This window comes from Colwellia sp. RE-S-Sl-9, from assembly GCF_048296855.1.
GTDB lineage: Bacteria > Pseudomonadota > Gammaproteobacteria > Enterobacterales > Alteromonadaceae > Pseudocolwellia.
On record NZ_CP182631.1, the window covers coordinates 714,303 to 733,151 of the forward strand.

General features: G+C 34.5%; 19 protein-coding genes and 1 tRNA gene. 10 read left to right on the top strand and 10 right to left on the bottom strand.

Translation table 11 applies throughout. The features are described from left to right. Positions 1-84 precede the first annotated feature (84 nt). From ACM9HF_RS03075 to nhaA, 4 genes are all read left to right on the top strand, one after another. The gene (locus ACM9HF_RS03075; protein WP_076420739.1) at positions 85-312 is read left to right on the top strand and encodes a hypothetical protein; all 228 of its coding nucleotides are present in this window, start codon (positions 85-87) and stop codon (positions 310-312) included. Beyond that, positions 309-1,280 (top strand): HPP family protein, encoded by a 972-nt coding sequence (locus ACM9HF_RS03080; protein WP_473614250.1) that lies wholly within the window; start codon positions 309-311, stop codon positions 1,278-1,280. The genes ACM9HF_RS03075 and ACM9HF_RS03080 overlap by 4 nt, the downstream gene beginning before the upstream one ends. Before the next feature lie 80 nt (positions 1,281-1,360). Then, positions 1,361-2,734, top strand: a complete 1,374-nt coding sequence (locus ACM9HF_RS03085) for a class II fumarate hydratase (RefSeq protein ID WP_473614251.1) — start codon at positions 1,361-1,363, stop codon at positions 2,732-2,734. Between the two features lie 254 nt (positions 2,735-2,988). Beyond that, positions 2,989-4,341, top strand: coding sequence for a Na+/H+ antiporter NhaA (nhaA, locus tag ACM9HF_RS03090; RefSeq protein WP_473614252.1), 1,353 nt, complete (start codon positions 2,989-2,991; stop codon positions 4,339-4,341). A 99-nt stretch (positions 4,342-4,440) separates the two neighbouring features. Here nhaA and ACM9HF_RS03095 read toward each other — a convergent pair whose 3' ends face one another. Continuing rightward, positions 4,441-4,965: a GNAT family N-acetyltransferase gene (locus ACM9HF_RS03095; protein ID WP_077342973.1), complete on the bottom strand. Its 525-nt coding sequence runs from the start codon at positions 4,963-4,965 to the stop codon at positions 4,441-4,443. A gap of 237 nt (positions 4,966-5,202) precedes the next feature. Here ACM9HF_RS03095 and ACM9HF_RS03100 point away from each other — a divergent pair, with 237 nt between their 5' ends. Both ACM9HF_RS03100 and ACM9HF_RS03105 read left to right on the top strand, forming a co-directional pair. Continuing rightward, positions 5,203-6,195 (top strand): permease, encoded by a 993-nt coding sequence (locus ACM9HF_RS03100; RefSeq protein WP_473614253.1) that lies wholly within the window; start codon positions 5,203-5,205, stop codon positions 6,193-6,195. A gap of 8 nt (positions 6,196-6,203) precedes the next feature. Then, positions 6,204-6,440: a thioredoxin family protein gene (locus tag ACM9HF_RS03105; RefSeq protein ID WP_473614254.1), complete on the top strand. Its 237-nt coding sequence runs from the start codon at positions 6,204-6,206 to the stop codon at positions 6,438-6,440. 1,044 nt (positions 6,441-7,484) lie between these two features. Here the strand turns inward: ACM9HF_RS03105 and ACM9HF_RS03110 are convergent. From ACM9HF_RS03110 to yejK, 7 genes are all read right to left on the bottom strand, one after another. Then, positions 7,485-7,868, bottom strand: a complete 384-nt coding sequence (locus ACM9HF_RS03110) for a SpoIIAA family protein (protein ID WP_473614255.1) — start codon at positions 7,866-7,868, stop codon at positions 7,485-7,487. A gap of 53 nt (positions 7,869-7,921) precedes the next feature. Further along, entirely contained in the window at positions 7,922-8,380 is a 459-nt protein-coding gene (locus ACM9HF_RS03115; RefSeq protein ID WP_473614256.1) for a cytochrome C, read from the bottom strand. 267 nt (positions 8,381-8,647) lie between these two features. After that, positions 8,648-9,295 carry a hypothetical protein gene (locus tag ACM9HF_RS03120; RefSeq protein ID WP_473614257.1) on the bottom strand — a complete coding sequence of 216 codons (648 nt, stop codon included), beginning with the start codon at positions 9,293-9,295 and terminating at the stop codon, positions 8,648-8,650. 182 nt (positions 9,296-9,477) lie between these two features. Next, positions 9,478-10,323 carry a M23 family metallopeptidase gene (locus ACM9HF_RS03125; RefSeq protein WP_473614258.1) on the bottom strand — a complete coding sequence of 282 codons (846 nt, stop codon included), beginning with the start codon at positions 10,321-10,323 and terminating at the stop codon, positions 9,478-9,480. After that, entirely contained in the window at positions 10,316-11,197 is an 882-nt protein-coding gene (locus tag ACM9HF_RS03130) for a 6-pyruvoyl trahydropterin synthase family protein (protein WP_473614259.1), read from the bottom strand. Before ACM9HF_RS03130 ends, ACM9HF_RS03125 begins: the two co-directional genes overlap by 8 nt. A 10-nt stretch (positions 11,198-11,207) precedes the next feature. Beyond that, positions 11,208-12,239, bottom strand: coding sequence for a dihydroorotase (pyrC, locus tag ACM9HF_RS03135; RefSeq protein ID WP_473614260.1), 1,032 nt, complete (start codon positions 12,237-12,239; stop codon positions 11,208-11,210). Between the two features lie 146 nt (positions 12,240-12,385). After that, positions 12,386-13,453 (bottom strand): nucleoid-associated protein YejK, encoded by a 1,068-nt coding sequence (gene yejK, locus ACM9HF_RS03140; protein WP_473614261.1) that lies wholly within the window; start codon positions 13,451-13,453, stop codon positions 12,386-12,388. Between the two features lie 79 nt (positions 13,454-13,532). Here yejK and ACM9HF_RS03145 point away from each other — a divergent pair, with 79 nt between their 5' ends. The 4 genes from ACM9HF_RS03145 (at position 13,533) to ACM9HF_RS03160 (ending at position 16,157) form a co-directional block, all read left to right on the top strand. Beyond that, positions 13,533-13,766, top strand: a complete 234-nt coding sequence (locus ACM9HF_RS03145; protein WP_076420755.1) for a YejL family protein — start codon at positions 13,533-13,535, stop codon at positions 13,764-13,766. A gap of 34 nt (positions 13,767-13,800) precedes the next feature. Further along, complete coding sequence (locus ACM9HF_RS03150; RefSeq protein WP_473614262.1) at positions 13,801-15,498, top strand: DUF3413 domain-containing protein; 1,698 nt, start codon at positions 13,801-13,803, stop codon at positions 15,496-15,498. Positions 15,499-15,643: 145 nt separating this feature from the next. Continuing rightward, positions 15,644-15,720: transfer RNA gene (locus ACM9HF_RS03155), tRNA-Pro, on the top strand. A 188-nt stretch (positions 15,721-15,908) separates the two neighbouring features. Further along, on the top strand, positions 15,909-16,157 hold the full coding sequence (locus ACM9HF_RS03160) for a DUF3297 family protein (RefSeq protein ID WP_473614263.1): 249 nt from the start codon (positions 15,909-15,911) through the stop codon (positions 16,155-16,157). Between the two features lie 60 nt (positions 16,158-16,217). Here ACM9HF_RS03160 and ACM9HF_RS03165 read toward each other — a convergent pair whose 3' ends face one another. Both ACM9HF_RS03165 and ACM9HF_RS03170 read right to left on the bottom strand, forming a co-directional pair. Next, positions 16,218-17,063 (bottom strand): cupin domain-containing protein, encoded by an 846-nt coding sequence (locus ACM9HF_RS03165; protein WP_473614264.1) that lies wholly within the window; start codon positions 17,061-17,063, stop codon positions 16,218-16,220. A 332-nt stretch (positions 17,064-17,395) separates the two neighbouring features. Next, the gene (locus ACM9HF_RS03170; RefSeq protein WP_473614265.1) at positions 17,396-18,847 is read right to left on the bottom strand and encodes an aldehyde dehydrogenase family protein; all 1,452 of its coding nucleotides are present in this window, start codon (positions 18,845-18,847) and stop codon (positions 17,396-17,398) included. Between the last annotated feature and the right edge of the window lie 2 nt (positions 18,848-18,849).

The following is an 18,849-nucleotide window of genomic DNA, read 5'->3' on the forward strand; positions in this document are numbered from 1 at the left end:
TAGATACTATCTTCGCTCCAAAATTGTGCCGACCCATGATCTATTCTGGTGCGTGCTTTAAGTCAATTAAATAGGGCTATATTAATGTTCAATCCGTCTATACCTACACTGCTACGTTTTGCTAATGTAATGATTGCTTTAACTCTCATAATTACGTTAAGTGCTATAGCACTGGTTTATGGCATGGACGAAAAACTCACAATAGTGGAACAAATAGCAGGGCACATAACAATAATGATTATGCCTGCTTTATTTAAACTCTCTTATGTTCTTAGGTTATTCACGCTGAAAGAGTTGGGCTTAAAAGAATGAGAAATAACTCTATTGTTAAGGAATGTAGGTTATATCTAGGGTTACCAACAACAAAAACACCATTCAAAGATATTATTTTAGGCTCGTTAACCTCATTAATCGCAATAATATCTGTGATTTATTTTTCTCAATTATGTTTAAATTATATCAATGTAACAGAACAGGTTTCTTATAATACGTATGTATTAATATCGATTGCGGCAACATCTGTACTTGTTTTTGCTGTGCCACATGGTGCGCTTTCTCAGCCATGGCAAGTGCTTGCAGGAAATGTGATTAGTGCTTTACTAGGGGTTATATCTTGGAAATATTTGGGTAGTAATGTAGTAGTAGCCGCGGCTTTTGCTGTTGCTTTAGCTATTTTCGCTATGTCATATTTAAGATGTATTCATCCACCTGGCGGGGCAACGGCATTAGGCGCAGTTTTAGGTGGAGATGCTATTCACGAACTAGGCTTTAATTATATATTAGTTCCTACATTACTTAACTCAGTGATTATTATTTTAGCGGGCATTATTCTTAATTATCCATTTCGTTGGAGACGTTATCCATCCCATAGCTATTTTAAAACTCACTCAGAAGGAAAAATTTCTCCTGGTGATCGAGAAAACGAGATTACCATTGAAGACTTTATGAAGTCGATCAGCGAGCACGGTTCTTATATTGATATAACAGATGAAGCTTGGGTTGAGATTTTTGAAAATGCTAAACGTCATGCAGAATTAGATATTGAACATCCAACGGAAATTGCAGCAGGCTTTGCATACAGTAATGGTAAAATTGGTAACAAATGGGAGATCAGACAAATATCAGCTATTAATAAACAAAGCGTTAAGTTTACCGTGTTAGCTGGAATTAATTCAGGATCATTTGGACAATGTACCGTTAACGAATTTGTCAGTTGGGCTAAGTTTGAAGTTGACCAAAATACATTTGGTGTTTGGGCTCGAACCTCTGAATATACTTAGAGGCTTTTAATCATTGATTGTTTGAATTTCAACCCCATTTCAATAAGAGACTAATTCAAGTCTCAATTAATGAGAGCAACATGATGCCAAAAAATAAACTTTGGGGCGATCAAACTAAGTTATCACTACAGTTTTTTAAAATAGGCCATCACCAATTTTCTACAGAATTTATTAATAAACTTATTAGTATTAAACGCGCATGTGCCCAAGTAAATTATGATGAAGGTTTATTAAAATCTGATTATTTCAACGGTATTATAGCGGCTTGCGACGAACTTTTAAGTAAAGACCACGCTGAACAATTCCCATTAAGTGTCTGGCAAACAGGTTCAGGTACTCAAACAAATATGAATGTGAATGAGGTAATTTGTACACTCGCAAATACTTTTATACACAAAAATAGAATTAAAAATAACCCAACAGAACAAGCAAGTAGCCCCATTCATCCTAATGATCATGTCAATATGTCGCAGTCATCAAATGATGTATTTCCTACCGCTATGCATTTAGTTGTTGCGCAATTAACACAAAACCAGTTACTTAACTCATTAAACCACCTGCATGATATGCTTTATGCAAAAGAAACCGCATTTAAATCGGTACTTAGCGTAGGTAGAACACATTTAATGGATGCATTACCTTTGCCAGCTAGCGCTGTGTTTTCTGGTTATTGCAAACAATTAACGCAAGCTAAATTAGCAATAACAGAAAGCTTAAGGGGGGTTTATCAACTCGCTATCGGCGGTACAGCGGTAGGAAATGGAGACAACGCACCCGCTAACTTTGGCGACAAAGTTTCGTTAAAGTTAGCCGAATACCATCAATTACCTTTTCAATCTAACGACAATAAATATGCTGCTGTTTCAGGTGAAGATGCTTTAGTGCGCTACACCAGCGCACTAAAGCAGCTAGCAAGTGTTTTATTTAAAATAGCAAATGACTTTAGGTTACTCGCTAGTGGCCCTCGTTGCGGATTTAATGAATGGCTATTACCTGCGAACGAACCAGGTAGTTCGATTATGCCTGGCAAAGTCAATCCTACTCAATGCGAAGCTTTATCTATGGTGTGCTTACAAGTGTTTGGTAACGAGTTAACGGTTTCACTCGCCGCTTCCCATGGTCAACTACAACTCAATACTTATCGTCCTGTGATTATCTATAACGTTATGGAAAGTATCGAGTTATTATCAGATGCTATGATCTCATTTGCTAACAACTGTGTGAGTGGCCTTGAATTAAATCAATCTCAAATTGATATTAACATGGAACAAAATTTATCCGTTATCACATTATTAACACCTAAACTAGGTTACGATATTTCTTCAAAAATTGTTCATAAAGCGCATCACAATAATATATCTTTAGGTGAGGCTGCTGAGTCACTTAGTTTATATACAGCTGATGAATTTGATGTACTTTTAAAACAAGAATTAATCAATAAACATAAGCTGTAGTACTTTATTTACTAGGCTTTTTAATAGTTTTTAATAAAAAAGATAAAGGTCGCTTTAATGGAAAAATTCACATAAAAAACGTATACTGATATGTTTTTATAAGGGAAGTTAAATGAATCCAAACAACGGTTTTTCTTGTTATTCAAATAGAACTCAATCTCTTAAACTCTGCAGCCTATTAGAGGCTTTTTCGTTAAAAACCATCACAAATTTAACCCCGTTATTTATCTATTTAAAATTTGTAGGGGATTAGTATGGAGACTGAATCTAAAAATGTTTTACAACGCGGTTTAGAAAGTATTCACGAACCCTTTTCATATTTTATTCGAGCTCAAACTACATCTAGCCTTATTCTACTAATGGCTACGGCAGCCGCACTTTGGTGGGCAAACTCCATTTATTCTGCATCTTATATTGGTTTGATACATACACCCATTGGATTTTTTGTGGGCGACTTTGAGCTACGCGCTTCACTCAAACATATTATTAATGATGGTTTGATGGTGATATTTTTTTTCCTGCTGGGCCTTGAAATAAAACGCGAAGTTTTAGCAGGAGATCTCGCTAAACCAGAAAATCGTCGTATGCTGATGGTGTGTGCTATTGGAGGAATGATTTGTCCTGCGTTAATTTATTCTATATTTAACTGGTCGCTCAATTCACAAATTGGGTGGGGCATACCTATGGCAACAGATACTGCATTTGCCCTTGGTGTACTTACCATTGTGCGAAAATATATTCCGGTAAGCTTACTTGCCTTTATTGTTGGCCTTGCTATCGTCGACGATGTGGGGGCAATATTAGTTATCGCTGTGTTTTACACTCAAGAAATATCTTTATTACATTTAACTAGCGCTATTGGCTGTATCGGTATTTTAGCGGCTGGAAACTATGCTGGAATTCGTCAATCTTATTTTTATATTCTAATAGGTATTACTGCTTGGTGGGCTATGCTCCAATCAGGCGTACATCCAACCGTTGCCGGTGTTGCCATAGCATTAACTATTCCTGCAAGACCTAAGTTGGTTTCAAAAAAGATAGTTGATAATGCAAAATATTTACTTGGCTCATTAAAAAATAAATCAAAAGAAGTCGATATGCTTGGCAATAAAAAGGACCACGAACAGGTAAAAGAAGTTCGAGATTTTACTGAGCGCGCCAGTGCACCACTTCGCCGTTGGGAAGACACTTTAGATTTACCCGTAGCATTAATTATTTTACCGCTATTTGCCTTAACGAATGCAGGAGTGATTTTTGACACAAACTCTTTAGTTAAAGACCTACAAGATCCTGTTGGAATAGGCATAATTGCAGGACTTGTTTTAGGTAAATTTATCGGTATTTCAGGCGGTTGTTGGCTTGCCTTAAAATTAAATATTGGCCGTTTACCAAAAAATGTTAATTTAAAACATGTTGTTAGCGCATCACTTATTGCAGGAATAGGTTTTACCATGTCGACCTTTATCGCTGCGCTCGGGTTTGATTCGCAACCTGAACATTTGCATGTTGCTAAAACCTCAATTTTAATTGCATCCGTATTATCTGCTGTTTTAGGTGTTATTTACATACGTATAACGGCTACAAATCCATCTCAAACAAATACATAAAATATATATTACTGTTAGTTAAAACGTTAGCGCATGGTTATAAAAATCCACGCTGTAGACTTATACTACATGGATGTTAAGCGACCTGTTTAAAAGAAATTACAAAGATAAAGTATAAATAACTTGGCATGCATCTTCAGGATCTTTTTTGGTTGTCATGCCAAGAGAATTAGCTAATTTTTGCATTCTATTATTACTGTTTAGATCAATAGAGAACAGGCGTTTTACTTTGTTCTTTCGAGCGTGATCTGACAAGGTATTAATTAAAAGAGTCGCAACAGACTCATACGGAACATCATCAGCTATTGTTAATGCCATTTCGCGTTCATCTAGATTGGCACCAGTATTATAGCGACATACCCCAATTTCTTTTTCTTTACCCTTATATTGAACCGTGGCGATGTATGCCATTGTATTAACGTAGTCGATATTACATAAGGTTTTTAACATATTGGGTGACAACTCTTTTATCCCTTCAAAAAAACGCTCATGCTTAGTTTCTAATGATAGCTGCCGTACAAATTCAGCTTCAATTTCTTCGTCATCTGCAGTTATTGGGCGGACGCTAATCGCCAATTCTTCGAGTGTCACATGTATGTGATCACTGGTGATATTTTTTGTCATAACGTATCCCTTTTATAGTAGCTTTTATGTAACAGTAGTAGGGATACCTTATTAGATTTTAGTTTGCAGACATTGACCTAGATCAATCAGGTTAGTAGTAGCGAGTTACTTTAATAGTATATCTAACTGCTAAGTCGTACAGTGTAATTATATACCCGTTACCAATCGATATACGTATTTCATAATGCATTTTGAATGATAACGAGAAAAAGTATGAAATAACGTATTAGGTGAAAAATGTTTGAAGTATTTACGGATTTAGCCACATGGTTAGTTGTGGATGTTTTTGGTATATCGAAAGAGACAAAATTAGGCGATGCTCTTCACTTTTTCATTGAAGACACGACTAAAATTTTCTTTTTATTATTAGTGATGATTTATTTTATTGCTTTGATAAGAGCATCAATGAATGTAGAACGTGTGCGCGACTATTTAGCAGGAAAACATAAAGGTATAGGTTACATATTAGGTTCTAGTTTTGGCGCAATAACTCCTTTTTGTTCCTGTTCAAGTATTCCTGTGTTTTTAGGTTTTACCTCAGCAGGTATTCCTGTTGGTATCACCATGTCATTTCTTATTACCTCACCGCTCATTAATGAAGTGGCTGTATTGTTGTTACTTAGCTTATTAGGCTGGAAGTTTACACTGCTTTATATTGTTGTTGGTATGTCTGTTGGGATTTTAGGTGGTGTGTTTCTTGATGCTATAAGAGCTGAGCGTTGGTTACAATCGTTTGCAATAAAAGCATTGGAACGTGGTCAAAATGCTTCTTCTACTGTTAAGTCAAAACAGGTTAAATCCTTATCTTTAAAAGAGCGACATTCTTTTGCCAAAGAAGAAACGCTAGAAATATTTGGCCGAGTATGGAAATGGGTGATTATTGGTGTCGGGTTAGGGTCTGCGCTACATGGTTTTGTTCCTGATGGTTTTATTGAAGAGCATTTAGGTAATGGACAATGGTGGTCAGTTCCTTCTGCTGTATTACTTGGAATACCCTTATATTCAAATGCCACAGGAGTTATCCCCGTGATGGAAAGTTTAATTAAGCAGGGGCTTCCTATTGGCACAACACTCGCCTTTTGTATGAGTACAGTGGCAGCAAGCTTCCCCGAATTTATCTTGTTAAAACAAGTAATGCAATGGCGATTACTAGTAATACTTTTTGCATTACTACTCGTTGCATTTACGTTAATTGGTTGGATTTTTAATTATCTGACTCCCTTTATTTAGGAAAAATTATGAAAGAAATTAAAGTATTAGGTACTGGTTGTGCAAAATGTACAAAAACTATTGAGATTATTTCGAAAATAGCCGATGAACTCAATGTAGATGTACATGTTATTAAAGAAACTGATCCTGAGGTCATTATGGGCTATGGTGTAATGAGTACTCCAGCTGTCATTATTGATGAAGTTAATGTACATAGTGGCTCTATTCCACATCGACAAGATATAGAACTATGGTTACAAAAATAAACGTTGGGTAATTGGCAATTTATCTTGTGTTAAAAATAGTTAATTCTTTAATGTAACGAGTATTTGTAGATAACCCCGAAAGATAACGAAAAACAGCGAGAGTACACTAAAGCAGCCAGGCTTAAGTTTTTGTAATTTAATGATTATTTAATTGGTTTTCGACTTAGGCAGTCAATAATAGAGCTATAAAGGCAGGGCGCTCGGGTAATTTCTATATACATAAAAAATAGGGATTTTTCCCCCAGTTACCATAAATAAATCACCTTAAAACTAAGTTATTTGTCATACATGATCATAAAGCGCAGCATTTTTTATCGATAAAAACTGAATTAGCAAAAAACATGTTTAAGTATTAAAAGTAAGCTAAAAACTAATAATTATACAAAGCCTGATTGTTGTGAATATTAATTTAATGATTATTGAGATGGCTGATGTTTTTATTTGTAAATGAATAACAATGGTTTACTTTAAAGCGTTAATGATTAGATGTAACGATTGAAATTTACGGAGCCAATTTATCAATAGATACTAAAAATATCATCATATTCTAAAAGATAATTTTTTAGATTAAAGCTTAAATAAAAACGTTCGCATCATTTATAAATCATTCAAAGATTTGATCAGACTGATTTATTTCTTACAATTACAATAATTTCTATTGTCAGTTGGGCTAAGTTAAAAGTTGATCAAAATACACTTGGTGCTGAGGAATTTAGACACGAACAGCTGAATATACTTTAAATAACTATTGATGATCGATCATAAAAATATTTAGCTTTAGCTGTTATTAATATTCATTTGTAATTTATAACCATGTGCATAATAAATAAGCTGGTCAGGTACTTTAAAAGTTATATTCATTAATTGAATATAACTAAACTTTACATAATGCGGGTAAATTGAGGCTAAGCACTGATTAAAAGCGCTAAATACACTAAGTCCGATACTGAACAGTATCGGACTTAGTGGCGTATGTGAAATACATAACACTTCTATTGGTACTTTTATCTGTTTAAACTAATTCAAATATCCCATACTTTTACGCTATTTAGGTTTTATCCAGTGAATTGCATCTATCATATTGTCGAAGTATTTAACTTCTCCTGACATAAACCAAGATCCAACTTTAGCTGTTATTTGCTGCCAGTTTTTATTTCCATAGATCGCTATTTTATTAAATTCATTATTATGTTTAAGTCCAAGTTTTAAATCATCCCATGCAGCTCTTAATTCCCATCCTTCTAATTCTGTTCCATCAATTAACACATCTACCTTTGGTTCTTTAACTTCTGCTAAAGCTGAATCAATTATAGGTGTTATAATTTCATAGTCAGCATGCGTAAGTTTGCCAACTGCTTTTAATGAGAGAAAAAACTCATTATTAACTCTTTCTATTCCTATAGATAAACCGTGTTTTACTGTTTTCATTTTACGCTCCATATTTTCTACTTACTTATTTGTTAACAGATAATCTGTTGTTTTTAATAGCCATAATATTGATAATCTGTATGTCTATATGGTATTAACTCATGATGTGATTCTAAAAATGTCACTAAATTTACTAATTCAGTTACCGTCATTACATCATTAAAATTCGTCATTTTTGATTTACCATCAATTGTCACAACATCACGTGGATAACCTCTCGCTATTTTATGTGATGGATTAATAATGCTTGTTACCAACTCAGCATATGTTTTTACTTTTGTTGATTTACCTCCTAAAACAACGTTTAAATCAGGATTATTAATACCTTCTTCTGGTTCTATTCCTTTTATTTGATGACAAGCTAAACACTGATATTTAACTAAAACGGCTTTACCTTGGTTGATATCCCCCTTAGGAAAGCTAAAACCTCTAGGTGATTCAGGGCCTAAATCGCAACTTATAAGGCTAATACTGATTAAGGACATACTTAAAAATAGTAATAAATATTTCATATCGATACCTATATAGTTAATTAAAGTAAAAAGAGATTTACTCGTTAAAATCGTTGATTGAATGCGTTAACGTGTCATTAACTTTAATTGATTTATTGGTTTAATAGTTATTTTTGTGAACAAAAAATGAGCTAGATCAATTTATTATTGAATATTTTAGAAAGACTTTTGATGAGGTTAAATATATTGTGGTGGGAGTTTGAGCTTTTGTTTAATTTAAAATAAAACGTATAAAAGTAAAGTTTATACGTTTGTATATTCACATTCTTAAATTTCTTCAGTTAATGATAATAAGCCGTTTTCATCTACAACAGCTAAATAAGATTTACCAAAATCGCCCTTACATAGATCAATATTGTTATTTGCAATTTTTAATTCTGTACACTTTTCAACACTAAAAAAATCAGAGACTTCTCCTTTTTTAGTAAAAAGAGTGTTTGTTGTATTTCCATTTATATAGATGGGATATTGGCCATTACTAAATACTCTAACACGATATAATCCATCCATATTTGAAGTTTCTTTTTCAAAAATAGACAGTTCATAATCATTATTATCTAACCAAGCAACAGTCCAATAATTACGTTTATCTCTTAACGTTTTTTTAATACTTGTATAATTACTACGTGTATTCGTATCTTCTACGGCTATTTGGCTTTGTTTAAAACCAAACCAAGTATGTTTAATTTCACCGCTTGCAGTCTCTTTTAGTAAGCTTATAACTCTATGTTTATTATTATAAATTTTCCCTGATGCCCCATCTTGTTTAATAAAAAATGTCGCTTGCTCATCTAACGCATTTATATAGCTGATTTTTGAGTCGTTATAGGTAATAGCTTCATCGTTACAGCCACTGATAATTGAAGAAGTCGCTAATATTGATGCTAAAACTAGATTTTTTTTCAACTTGTCCATTTGATGATCTCTTAATAAATTAAAACAGTGTGTTCACACACTGATGAAGTGATAATTATTTAAAAGAGTATCCAAAATTGTTGCTTATTTGTCTGTTTATAAATTGTAGTCAACTGTAAGTTTATGTTGGTATTTGTTATCACATTGAAATGTAGAATTAGCTAACATCTTGCAGTAATCAGCTATTTGGGTAATTCCAGAACATAAGCAGGATCTAAACGCACACCAAACCAGTTAATGCGCCAGTCGAGATGTGGCCCAGTAGCTCTACCGCTTGAACCTACACTGGCGATAACTTGACCTTGTTTAACTAAATCTCCGGCTTTTACTTTAGATGCACTTAAATGTAAAAATGTTGAAGTAACGCCATGACCATGATCGATAATCATAGTGCCGCCAGAATAAAACATATCAGGCTCAAACAATAAAATTTCACCATCAGCCGGGGCTTTTACAGGATCACCTGTTTTACCTGCATAATCTAAACCGAAGTGCGGACGTTTTTTCTCACCATTAAATACGCGTTGGCTGCCATAAACACCGGTAATTTTTCCGTCGATAGGCGCAATAAAACCATGAGCAAAAGCCGTGCGATCACTTAAAGTTGTTCTAGCCTTGGCAATTTGTGCATTGTCTTTTTGCGAACGAGAAACAGCAACAGGATTAGGTTTCATGATGCTTTGCTTAATGCCGTTAATGCGTTGAATATTATATTCACGCTTTTGCGGCGTTAAAGTTTGCTTTTCTATAACTCCTGATTTATTGGTAACGCTAATGGTATGCGGCTTAACTTCGTCACGTCCAAAACCAAAAGCAAAGTCACCATTTTTAGAAACAGTTAAAACTTTATCATTTAATTTAACTATATTATCTGGGTCTGTTTTTCCAACAATCAAAGCGCCCTGCTTTAAATTGCTTGATAAGCTAAATGATTGTGCTGCATTTGCGACTTGTGTTGTAAGCAAGGTAAATGATGCAAACAAACAGGTACTAACAATACCTTGTGTAAATATATTTGAATTAGTCATAAGCTATCGCTCCTTTCGCTACACCTTCGTAAGCAATAACTTTTATTGAATCATTAGGGTATGATTTTTTAAGTTGTCTGCAAATAAAGTCTGCAAGTAACTCAACGGTAGAATCGCAATCAACCACATCTAATACATTAGTTGGTACCGCAATATCAAAACGACCTTGGGGTGCAATATAAGAAAAATATTGATGCTTATCTGTTAACGCTGAATATGCTGATTTTGATAATTGAATGTCTGACTTTGCAATACGATCTGCTTCAGAAGCTATGTAAATATCTGCCCAGCGATCACACCATTGTTTTTCAAGCGTAAAATCGCGCTGTTCATTTTTAAACAATTGAATTTTAGAACGATGACCATGAGCAATGCGCTGACAATTACCATCATGTAATTTTAAGCCATGGGTATAATGGTAATAATCAGTATCTATATTTTCTTCACGTAAAACTAAACTTAAACCTTTTACGTTTTCAGGAAGTTCTGCTTTAATGATTTTTGTTAAATAATCAGTTACTGAAGAGATGTTAATTGTTTCAGCGGGTATTTTAGCAAACGCTTGTGCCGGCGATTGTAAAAAATACGAACCGCGTTTACTTATAACATCCACATACTCGCTGTTTGGCTGAGTTGTAGAGTTTTCTACAGAAACCATATTGTTATTAATAGGTAATAATAATTTATGATCAACGGCGTTATCTATAATCGACTTTATTTGTTTTTTTACTACGCTAAAGTCGAGCACCATGCTCATTTCGTTGAGTTCACCTTCAAGTAACACATCAACTATCCAGCTCTCACCTACTATTCCGCGTTGTTCACAACAATAAGAAAAATCGATAACCGTAAGATCATTAACAAATAATTGCATTAAAAGCTCCCTATTCGCTTACTTGCCAGTTTATAACTTCACTTGCTCTAACAGGAACAACAACGTCATCACCAAATGCCATAGTAGCTGGAACATCCCATTCTTTTTTGGTTAATGTAATTTTGTCTTCATTTGCAGGTAAATTATAAAATGCAGGGCCATTTAAACTTGCGAATAACTCAAGTTTATCTAATGCGTTTTCTTGTTCAAACACTTCAGCGTATAACTCGATAGCAGCATGCGCTGTATAAGAGCCAGCACAACCACATGCAGATTCTTTAGCATGTTGTGGATGTGGCGCAGAATCCGTACCTAAAAAGAATTTCGCACTACCACTTGTTGCGGCTTTTATTAACGCGTTTTGATGAATATTACGTTTTAAAATAGGTAAACAGAAAAAGTGTGGTCTTATACCGCCTACTAGCATGTGGTTACGGTTATATAATAAATGGTGTGCAGTAATAGTGGCAGCAACTTTTGGTCCTGCTTGTTCAACAAAATCTACGGCTTGTTTTGTTGTTATGTGCTCTAACACTACGTTTAAGTTTGGATATTTAGCTACAAGTGGTTTTAATATAGTATCGATAAATACCGCTTCGCGATCAAAAATATCAATATCCGCAGTCGTGACTTCACCATGTATAAGTAAAGGCATTTCGTGTTTTTGCATGGCTTCAATAACTGATGCGATATTGTCTACACTGGTAACACCTGAAGACGAGTTAGTGGTTGCCCCTGCAGGATATAATTTTGCCGCAACAACAATCCCTGAGTTTTTCGCGTCTTCAATATCTTGTGCTGTGGTTTGATCGGTAAGGTATAAAACCATTAACGGTTTGAAGTTTGCTGAAGGATTAACTGCCATAATACGTTGATAATAATCGTCAGCTAATTTTGCATTAGTTACCGGAGGAACTAAATTTGGCATAACCACTGCGCGGCCAAAATAACGACTAATATCGGTAACGGTATTTTTTAATGCTGCGCCATCTCTAAGGTGAACATGCCAATCGTCTGGGCGAGTTATTGTTAATGTATTCATAATAATCCTAAAATATTGTATTCATAACGAGACTTATTGTAAGTCTCGTTGTTTAATTCGTATTTGTTAACGCGAGTTTTTTGTTTTACCCTGCTATTAATATAAATAATATATATTAGTTACTTAGCGATTACGCGTTACTTCAATTATTCATTTTCATCATTGAAAGGGTTATTACTTTTGGCTTCATTTTCTAATAAAGCGAGTAATTGTGCTTTCAAATTTGGTGGTACTTTATAAATGGTTAAACTGTCGTTTCCTGCGTTGTAAACAACATCTTGTCCTAAGTGGCCGCGTTCAAAACTTACGCTAATACCACTACCGTAACCTGAATATTTAGTTACTTTATTTACTATTGCTTGGTCATGAGGGAAGTTTTCTTCAATCGGGTAAGCTTGTTCTTGGCAAAAAGAATAAAAGTCTTGTCCTGATTCTTCATGCTTTAATACTTTACCTATTTCCTTAATCGACACGTCTTGGTCAGTTGCTTTTTGTTCTTTACAGTAACTGAGTAACTCTTTGCGTGCGTCTTGTTTTTCTTGTGGGTCGAGTTGATTAACTGAAACATAATCTTCAACCGCTTGTACTAAAGTTTGAGTTTGCTCTTTTGCATTTATACCTTCTTCACAACCTAAAAAGTCTAAAAAGAAGTCTGATACTTTACGCCCAGCTCTCCCTTTTATAAAAGAGATGTAACGATTACCTTCAGCGTTTTGCTGATAATCAAATAAATCGATACGTGCAGCTAGTTGTAATTTATTAGTATCAAGATGTTTATCTGCAGAAATATTCTGTTCACCGTCTACAGAATAATGTTCAGACATAGGAATAATAGCAGCAAGTAAATAACGTCCGCCCATGTATTCGTAGTGACAAACGATTAAATAGCCTGTTTCAGCAAGATCGTATTTTTCAATTTCATTTTTTAATAAGTTGGCTGCTTGTGTACTAAAGTCGTAAAAAGACTGAACGTCACCTAAGTAGCTTTCCATTATATCAACGAAACGAGCGGTATCGCCTTCGGCAGGCATTGACGAAAAATTACCGTAAGCTTTACTGCCTTTATTGTTGTAAATTTTATGAAGTGAATCTACAAAACTTTCTATTTTGTGATCTGCTTCGCTGTTTTCTGGTCCAAAACGAAGTGTTACTTCACCTGTTTCTTCAATTTTTGATAAAAAATGCAGTGCAATATTAGAAATTATTAAACTCATAGGTAATGGTCAGTTTTATATTGTTTGGGCATTTGATAAACTAGCCGCAGTTAATCATTTGCAAAATTAAGTATTAAAGATGCCTATTGTATCCAAGTATTCAAACGAACGTGTAGAAAAAATCATTCAAAATCTATTTGATGTCCTCATTAATGAAGAAGCAACTCCTGATTTAGCACTTATGTGTTTAGGAAATACCCTTACTGAAATTATCAATAAACAAGTGCCTGAAAGTAAACGTGAAGCTGTTGTTGCTAACTTTACACAAGCGCTAAAACAAACCGTTGAACAACAAAATAAACAATCAAATTAATTTTAACAACAAAATCAGAGAATAAATATAACCAATGGTTTCATTTGAGTCTAAATCATACAGTAAACGTCTTTTACATTTAATTAGTTGGAGCCATTGGTTTACTTTTTTTAACGTTTTTCTCGCAATATTGTTATCGTCATTTTATGTATTTGGTGAAAAAACACCAGATACGGTGATCGGACACTTATACCTATATACCACATGGGCAAGCCATATGGGGTTTTTAACCTTTATGGGGTTTGTGTTAATTATATTCCCGATCATATTAATTTATCCCAAAACGCAGTTTATTAGAGTAACCGCGTCACTCATTTTCACAGGAGCATTATTTCTCTTATTATTAGATGCTTTTGTTTTTATACGTTTGGGTTATCACTTAAATGCCTCTTCAAGTGATCAAATTATTCTACTTATCAGCAATATGATTGCTCATAACAGCTTGAAATTTTGGGTTATATCAGGCTCTGTTGCTTTGCTACTTTTAAGCATAGAACTTACTTTAAGTAATTACGCCTGGAAACACTTAAAAGAGTTACAACGTGTACCTTATGCAAAGTATGTAGTGCATGTTTTAGTTGCATCGTTTTTTATTAGCCATTTTACGCATATTTGGGCTGATGCTAAATGGAATTATGATGTGTTGAAACAAGATACCGTTTTACCACTTTCGTATCCGTCTACCGCTAAAACATTGTTAACCAAATACGAATTATTTGATGCTGAAAACTACGTGGAAAATAAAGAAAGTGCTTTATCGTTAAAGCACAAAGTAAGCGAATATCCAAGATTAACGCAACAATGTATTGTTAATGAAAAACCTAAGCAATCAGTCTTTATGGTATTAACTCAGTCTATGTTAACGGATAATCAAATAGCGGGGTTTTCTTTAAAATCTATAAGTTCAAATGTTAACTTAACAAGGCATATAGATAACGCGTTACCTGTAAACTCTTGGTTTAACTTATTTTATAGCTTACCCACTATTTATAAAAATGATATTTTATCTCAAGATATAAAACCGTTATTATTTCAAGAAATAGAGCGTAGAGGCTTATCGTCGGATCTTACCGTTGTATCTAATAGCCCATCAAGTATTGAAACATTATGGTTTAAAGAGTGGTTTGATAATACTTATGAGTTAACAGGTGTATCGTCACTTATATTTAGCTCTAATGAAAAAAGTTTTACAGAAAAACTTAATCAATTAAATGCTGGTTTACATGTGTTTTATTTTGATGATGAAAGCACAGCTCAAGCTGAATTATTTATAGACGCGCTACTATTATCTCAACGTCAAAAAAGTGTAAAAGACATTGTTTTTGTCAGTTCAATTGGCAATAAAAATATACAAGACAGTTTATCTATTAAACCTTCTCTATTAGTAATACCTGAAAGAAACAGCGATAAATTAAAACGCCTAACAAGCCATATGGATATTCAGCCAACGTTATTAAGTGAGTGGCTTAACTGTAAAGCTAGCGCTCAAAAAATTGTTAACGGACAAAACATACTTACGGTGAAGTCGAACCGTGTTATTGCTAATACGATTGAGTCAGGCATTATTGTTTTTAATAAAGATAAGTCGGTATTTATTGATAAAAATGGCGAGTTTCAAAGTTATTCAAGACAATTGCAAAAACCTATTTCTGTAAACACAGATTTTCCATTAATGATTGATGGTGTTAACTTTATTAAACGCTTTAATAAACCTTTAGCCGAAACAGATTAATTCATAAGCAATAATTCGATAGAATTTATGGGGTAGCATATTATTTAGCCAGTTGAAACTATATGCCTTTAATTTACATTGCATTCGTTTTATAAATCATTAATATGTACGCAGCGAACAGTTAGCCCTCATATGTTTGCTTATTCGGGGTGTAGCGCAGCTTGGTAGCGCGTGCGTCTGGGGGACGTGAGGTCACAAGTTCGAATCTTGTCACTCCGACCATACAAAAATAAAGCCGCTTAAAATATAATTTTAAGCGGCTTTATTATTTCTCGTTCTGTACAACTTATAACGGTGAAATTAGTATAAAGTAAAACCCCTATCACTAAATTCTACAGCAGTTCTTGAGCGTTAGGCTTATCTTGTCTACAATAGCGCACTTTTTTATTTTCTTACTTCAGGCAAAAAATATGAATGATACTAAATCGCTTCCAGATTTACCTGATCGCCTTTCAGGTAATCCACGTAGCCCACACCATGTAGAAGAAATTTTCGAACATACTATTGGTATTAAACTTAATGGTAAGCAACATTTTAATGTGGAAGAATACTGCATTAGCGAAGGTTGGATAAAAATCCCCTCTCCTAAAGCGTTAGATCGTAGAGGTCAGCCACTTTTAATTACTTTAAAAGGCACTGTTGAAGCTTTTTATAGTTAAGCCGTTGATAGGCCTAAATAGATTTAGGCCTATTTAACCTGAACTTGGGTAACCTAGTCCTTAAAAAGGTTCAGGCAACCATTCTTTCTTACCTATACTTTGTAAACGTTCAGGTAAAATAGGTTCATAATCGGGATCAAAAGTAAAAGGATACAACTCTTGTGACCAATGATTAATATGTTCGCCGCCAACAAAACGGATGAGTAATACCGCTCCAGTTCGTGAACCATATGGGCCGTGTGGTATTTCAGGTGGTCGCCAAAAATAGGCACCCGTTCGCATAACACCATGCTCACCAGCTAACGATCCTGTAACACAAAAAGATTCTTCCACGGTTGGATGGGACTCTTTAGGGCCTTTCCATTGCTGCGGATAAGTTTGTGGCGACACCATATAAAGAAATGTTTTTGCTTTAGTTGAAGGATCTATTCTTAATATTTTACGACCAAAGTCTAAATGCAGTAGTTTTTCATCTTGTACGCCTTTATCCCATTGCATATCAAAGCTGTTTATTCCTTCTATAGCATCTTTTTTCATTACAGGTAAAGGGTCGCCATATTGATAGTAAATAGGCTGAGGTGACTGGTCGATAAAACGTATTAATACGGTATATTTATTAGCTTTTACAGTTTTTCGTAAATAGCTTGCGGGAAAATATCCATAATACCCTTCAGTATAACGGATCTTATTAATTTCAATTTCGCCCTTAAGAACAAAAAACTCTTCTTCAGATGCTAACCAATAAGCCTCCTCTTCAAGCCAGTTTTTTTTATATTTAAAAACACCTGTGGTTGCTTGAGTTTTTTGATCAACACTCAGTTCTTTATATTGAACATCACATTGAAAAGGACATGACTGCCATGGTAATACTTGCGATTGAATAAATTCTATATGTTCTCTAGACACGTTAATTTCCAGCACATTATAAAGAAGTAAAGCAATGGTAGGTTATTGAAGCAAGATAATGTTTGATACGTATCAATATATAATGCTTTTTATAAGGGAGCGACCATTATAAAAAGCATTACATTGCCTTGAATTGATATCGCTCAAGCACTCTGAAATAAGCATCTTGATTGGTATTTAAGAGTGTTAGAATGGTAATAGGTATATTAGAATGCCTGAAACTATTTAAAAAAATAACTAAAAGCATTCTTTTGTAAAAGTGTTATTACTCGTAATACGCAAGTAACTGAAGTAATAACACTATACCCCAAGCTGTAGTATGTTATTCCATCTTAATTTTGAATGGTAACCCATTTTATTTCAGTAAACAGCTCAATATCAGCTTCCGTACCTTCTCTACCAATACCACTATCGCCAACACCACCAAACGGTACATGTGCTTCATCTGATATTGTAGGGCTATTGATATGGCACATACCAGCTTCAATAGAATTTGCAAATTCCATCGCTTTATGAAGATTGCTGGTATAAATAGCGGAGCTTAAACCGTAAATACTATCGTTAGCTTTTGCTAATGCTTCTTCGAAAGAATCCACTTCATATACACTAACAACAGGTCCAAACGTCTCTTCTTTACATACGTTCATTTCTTCTGTCACGTTAAGTAAAATGGTTGGTTCACAACGATTTCCAATCCAAGTTCCACCTGCTGCAACAGTTGCACCTTTACTTACCGCATCGTCTATATGTGATTTGATACGCTCACGTTGCCTTGGTGTTATAATTGGTCCAATAATAGTCTCAGGGTCACGTAAGTCACCACGCCCTATTTTAGATGCAAATTGTGCATACATTTCAATAAACTTAGGGTAAACACCTTTCTCTACATAAACACGGCTTGAACCAATACACGCTTGACCTTGATGCATGAAAATACCACGTAATGCCCCTGTAACGGCTTCTTTTAGATTAGCGTCATCTAAAACAACTAATGGGCTTTTACCACCAAGTTCTAGTGTTACCGGCTTGTTGTGTTCTGCACACAATTTTTGAATATGCTTACCCACAACGGTAGAACCAGTAAATGTAACCGCTTTAATTAATGGATGAGTTGTTAAGCTATCACCTATTTTAAAACCATTACCAGGTATTACGTTTACAGCACCTGCAGGAAAGCCCGCATCAGCTAATAATTCAGCAAAACGCAATGCAAGTACAGGGGTCATTTCTGATGGCAATAAAACAACAGTACAGCCTGTAGCTAATGCATTAGCACATAGTCTAACCGCTTTAATTAATGGTACATTAAAAGGCGTTATAACAGCGGCTACACCACGTGGTTTACGTAATGTCATGCTTAATTTACCAGGGTAGTCGGTAGGTAAAGTTTTCCCTGAAACTTGACGCACCATACCAGCAGCAGCTCTTAAAAATGTTACCGACTTTTCTGCTTCGAACGTAGCTTTGCGATAAGTAGAACCGGCTTCATCGATTAAAATATCTTTAAATTCTTCTATACGCTCATCTAATAATTCAGCAGCTTTAACAAGTAATTTTTCACGTTCTTTAGCGCTTGTTTTTCCATATGTTTGAAATGCTTCATGTGCTGAACGAATTGCAGTATCAACATCCGTTACCGTAGTTTCTGCTACTTTTCTATATAGGCTATCATCTAAAGGGTTAAGTACATCAAATACTCCACCATCAGACGCTTCTACTGGTTTGTTATCAATCCAAATTCCATCATAATTTTCACTTAGATTACCAGTATTAAATTTACTCATGT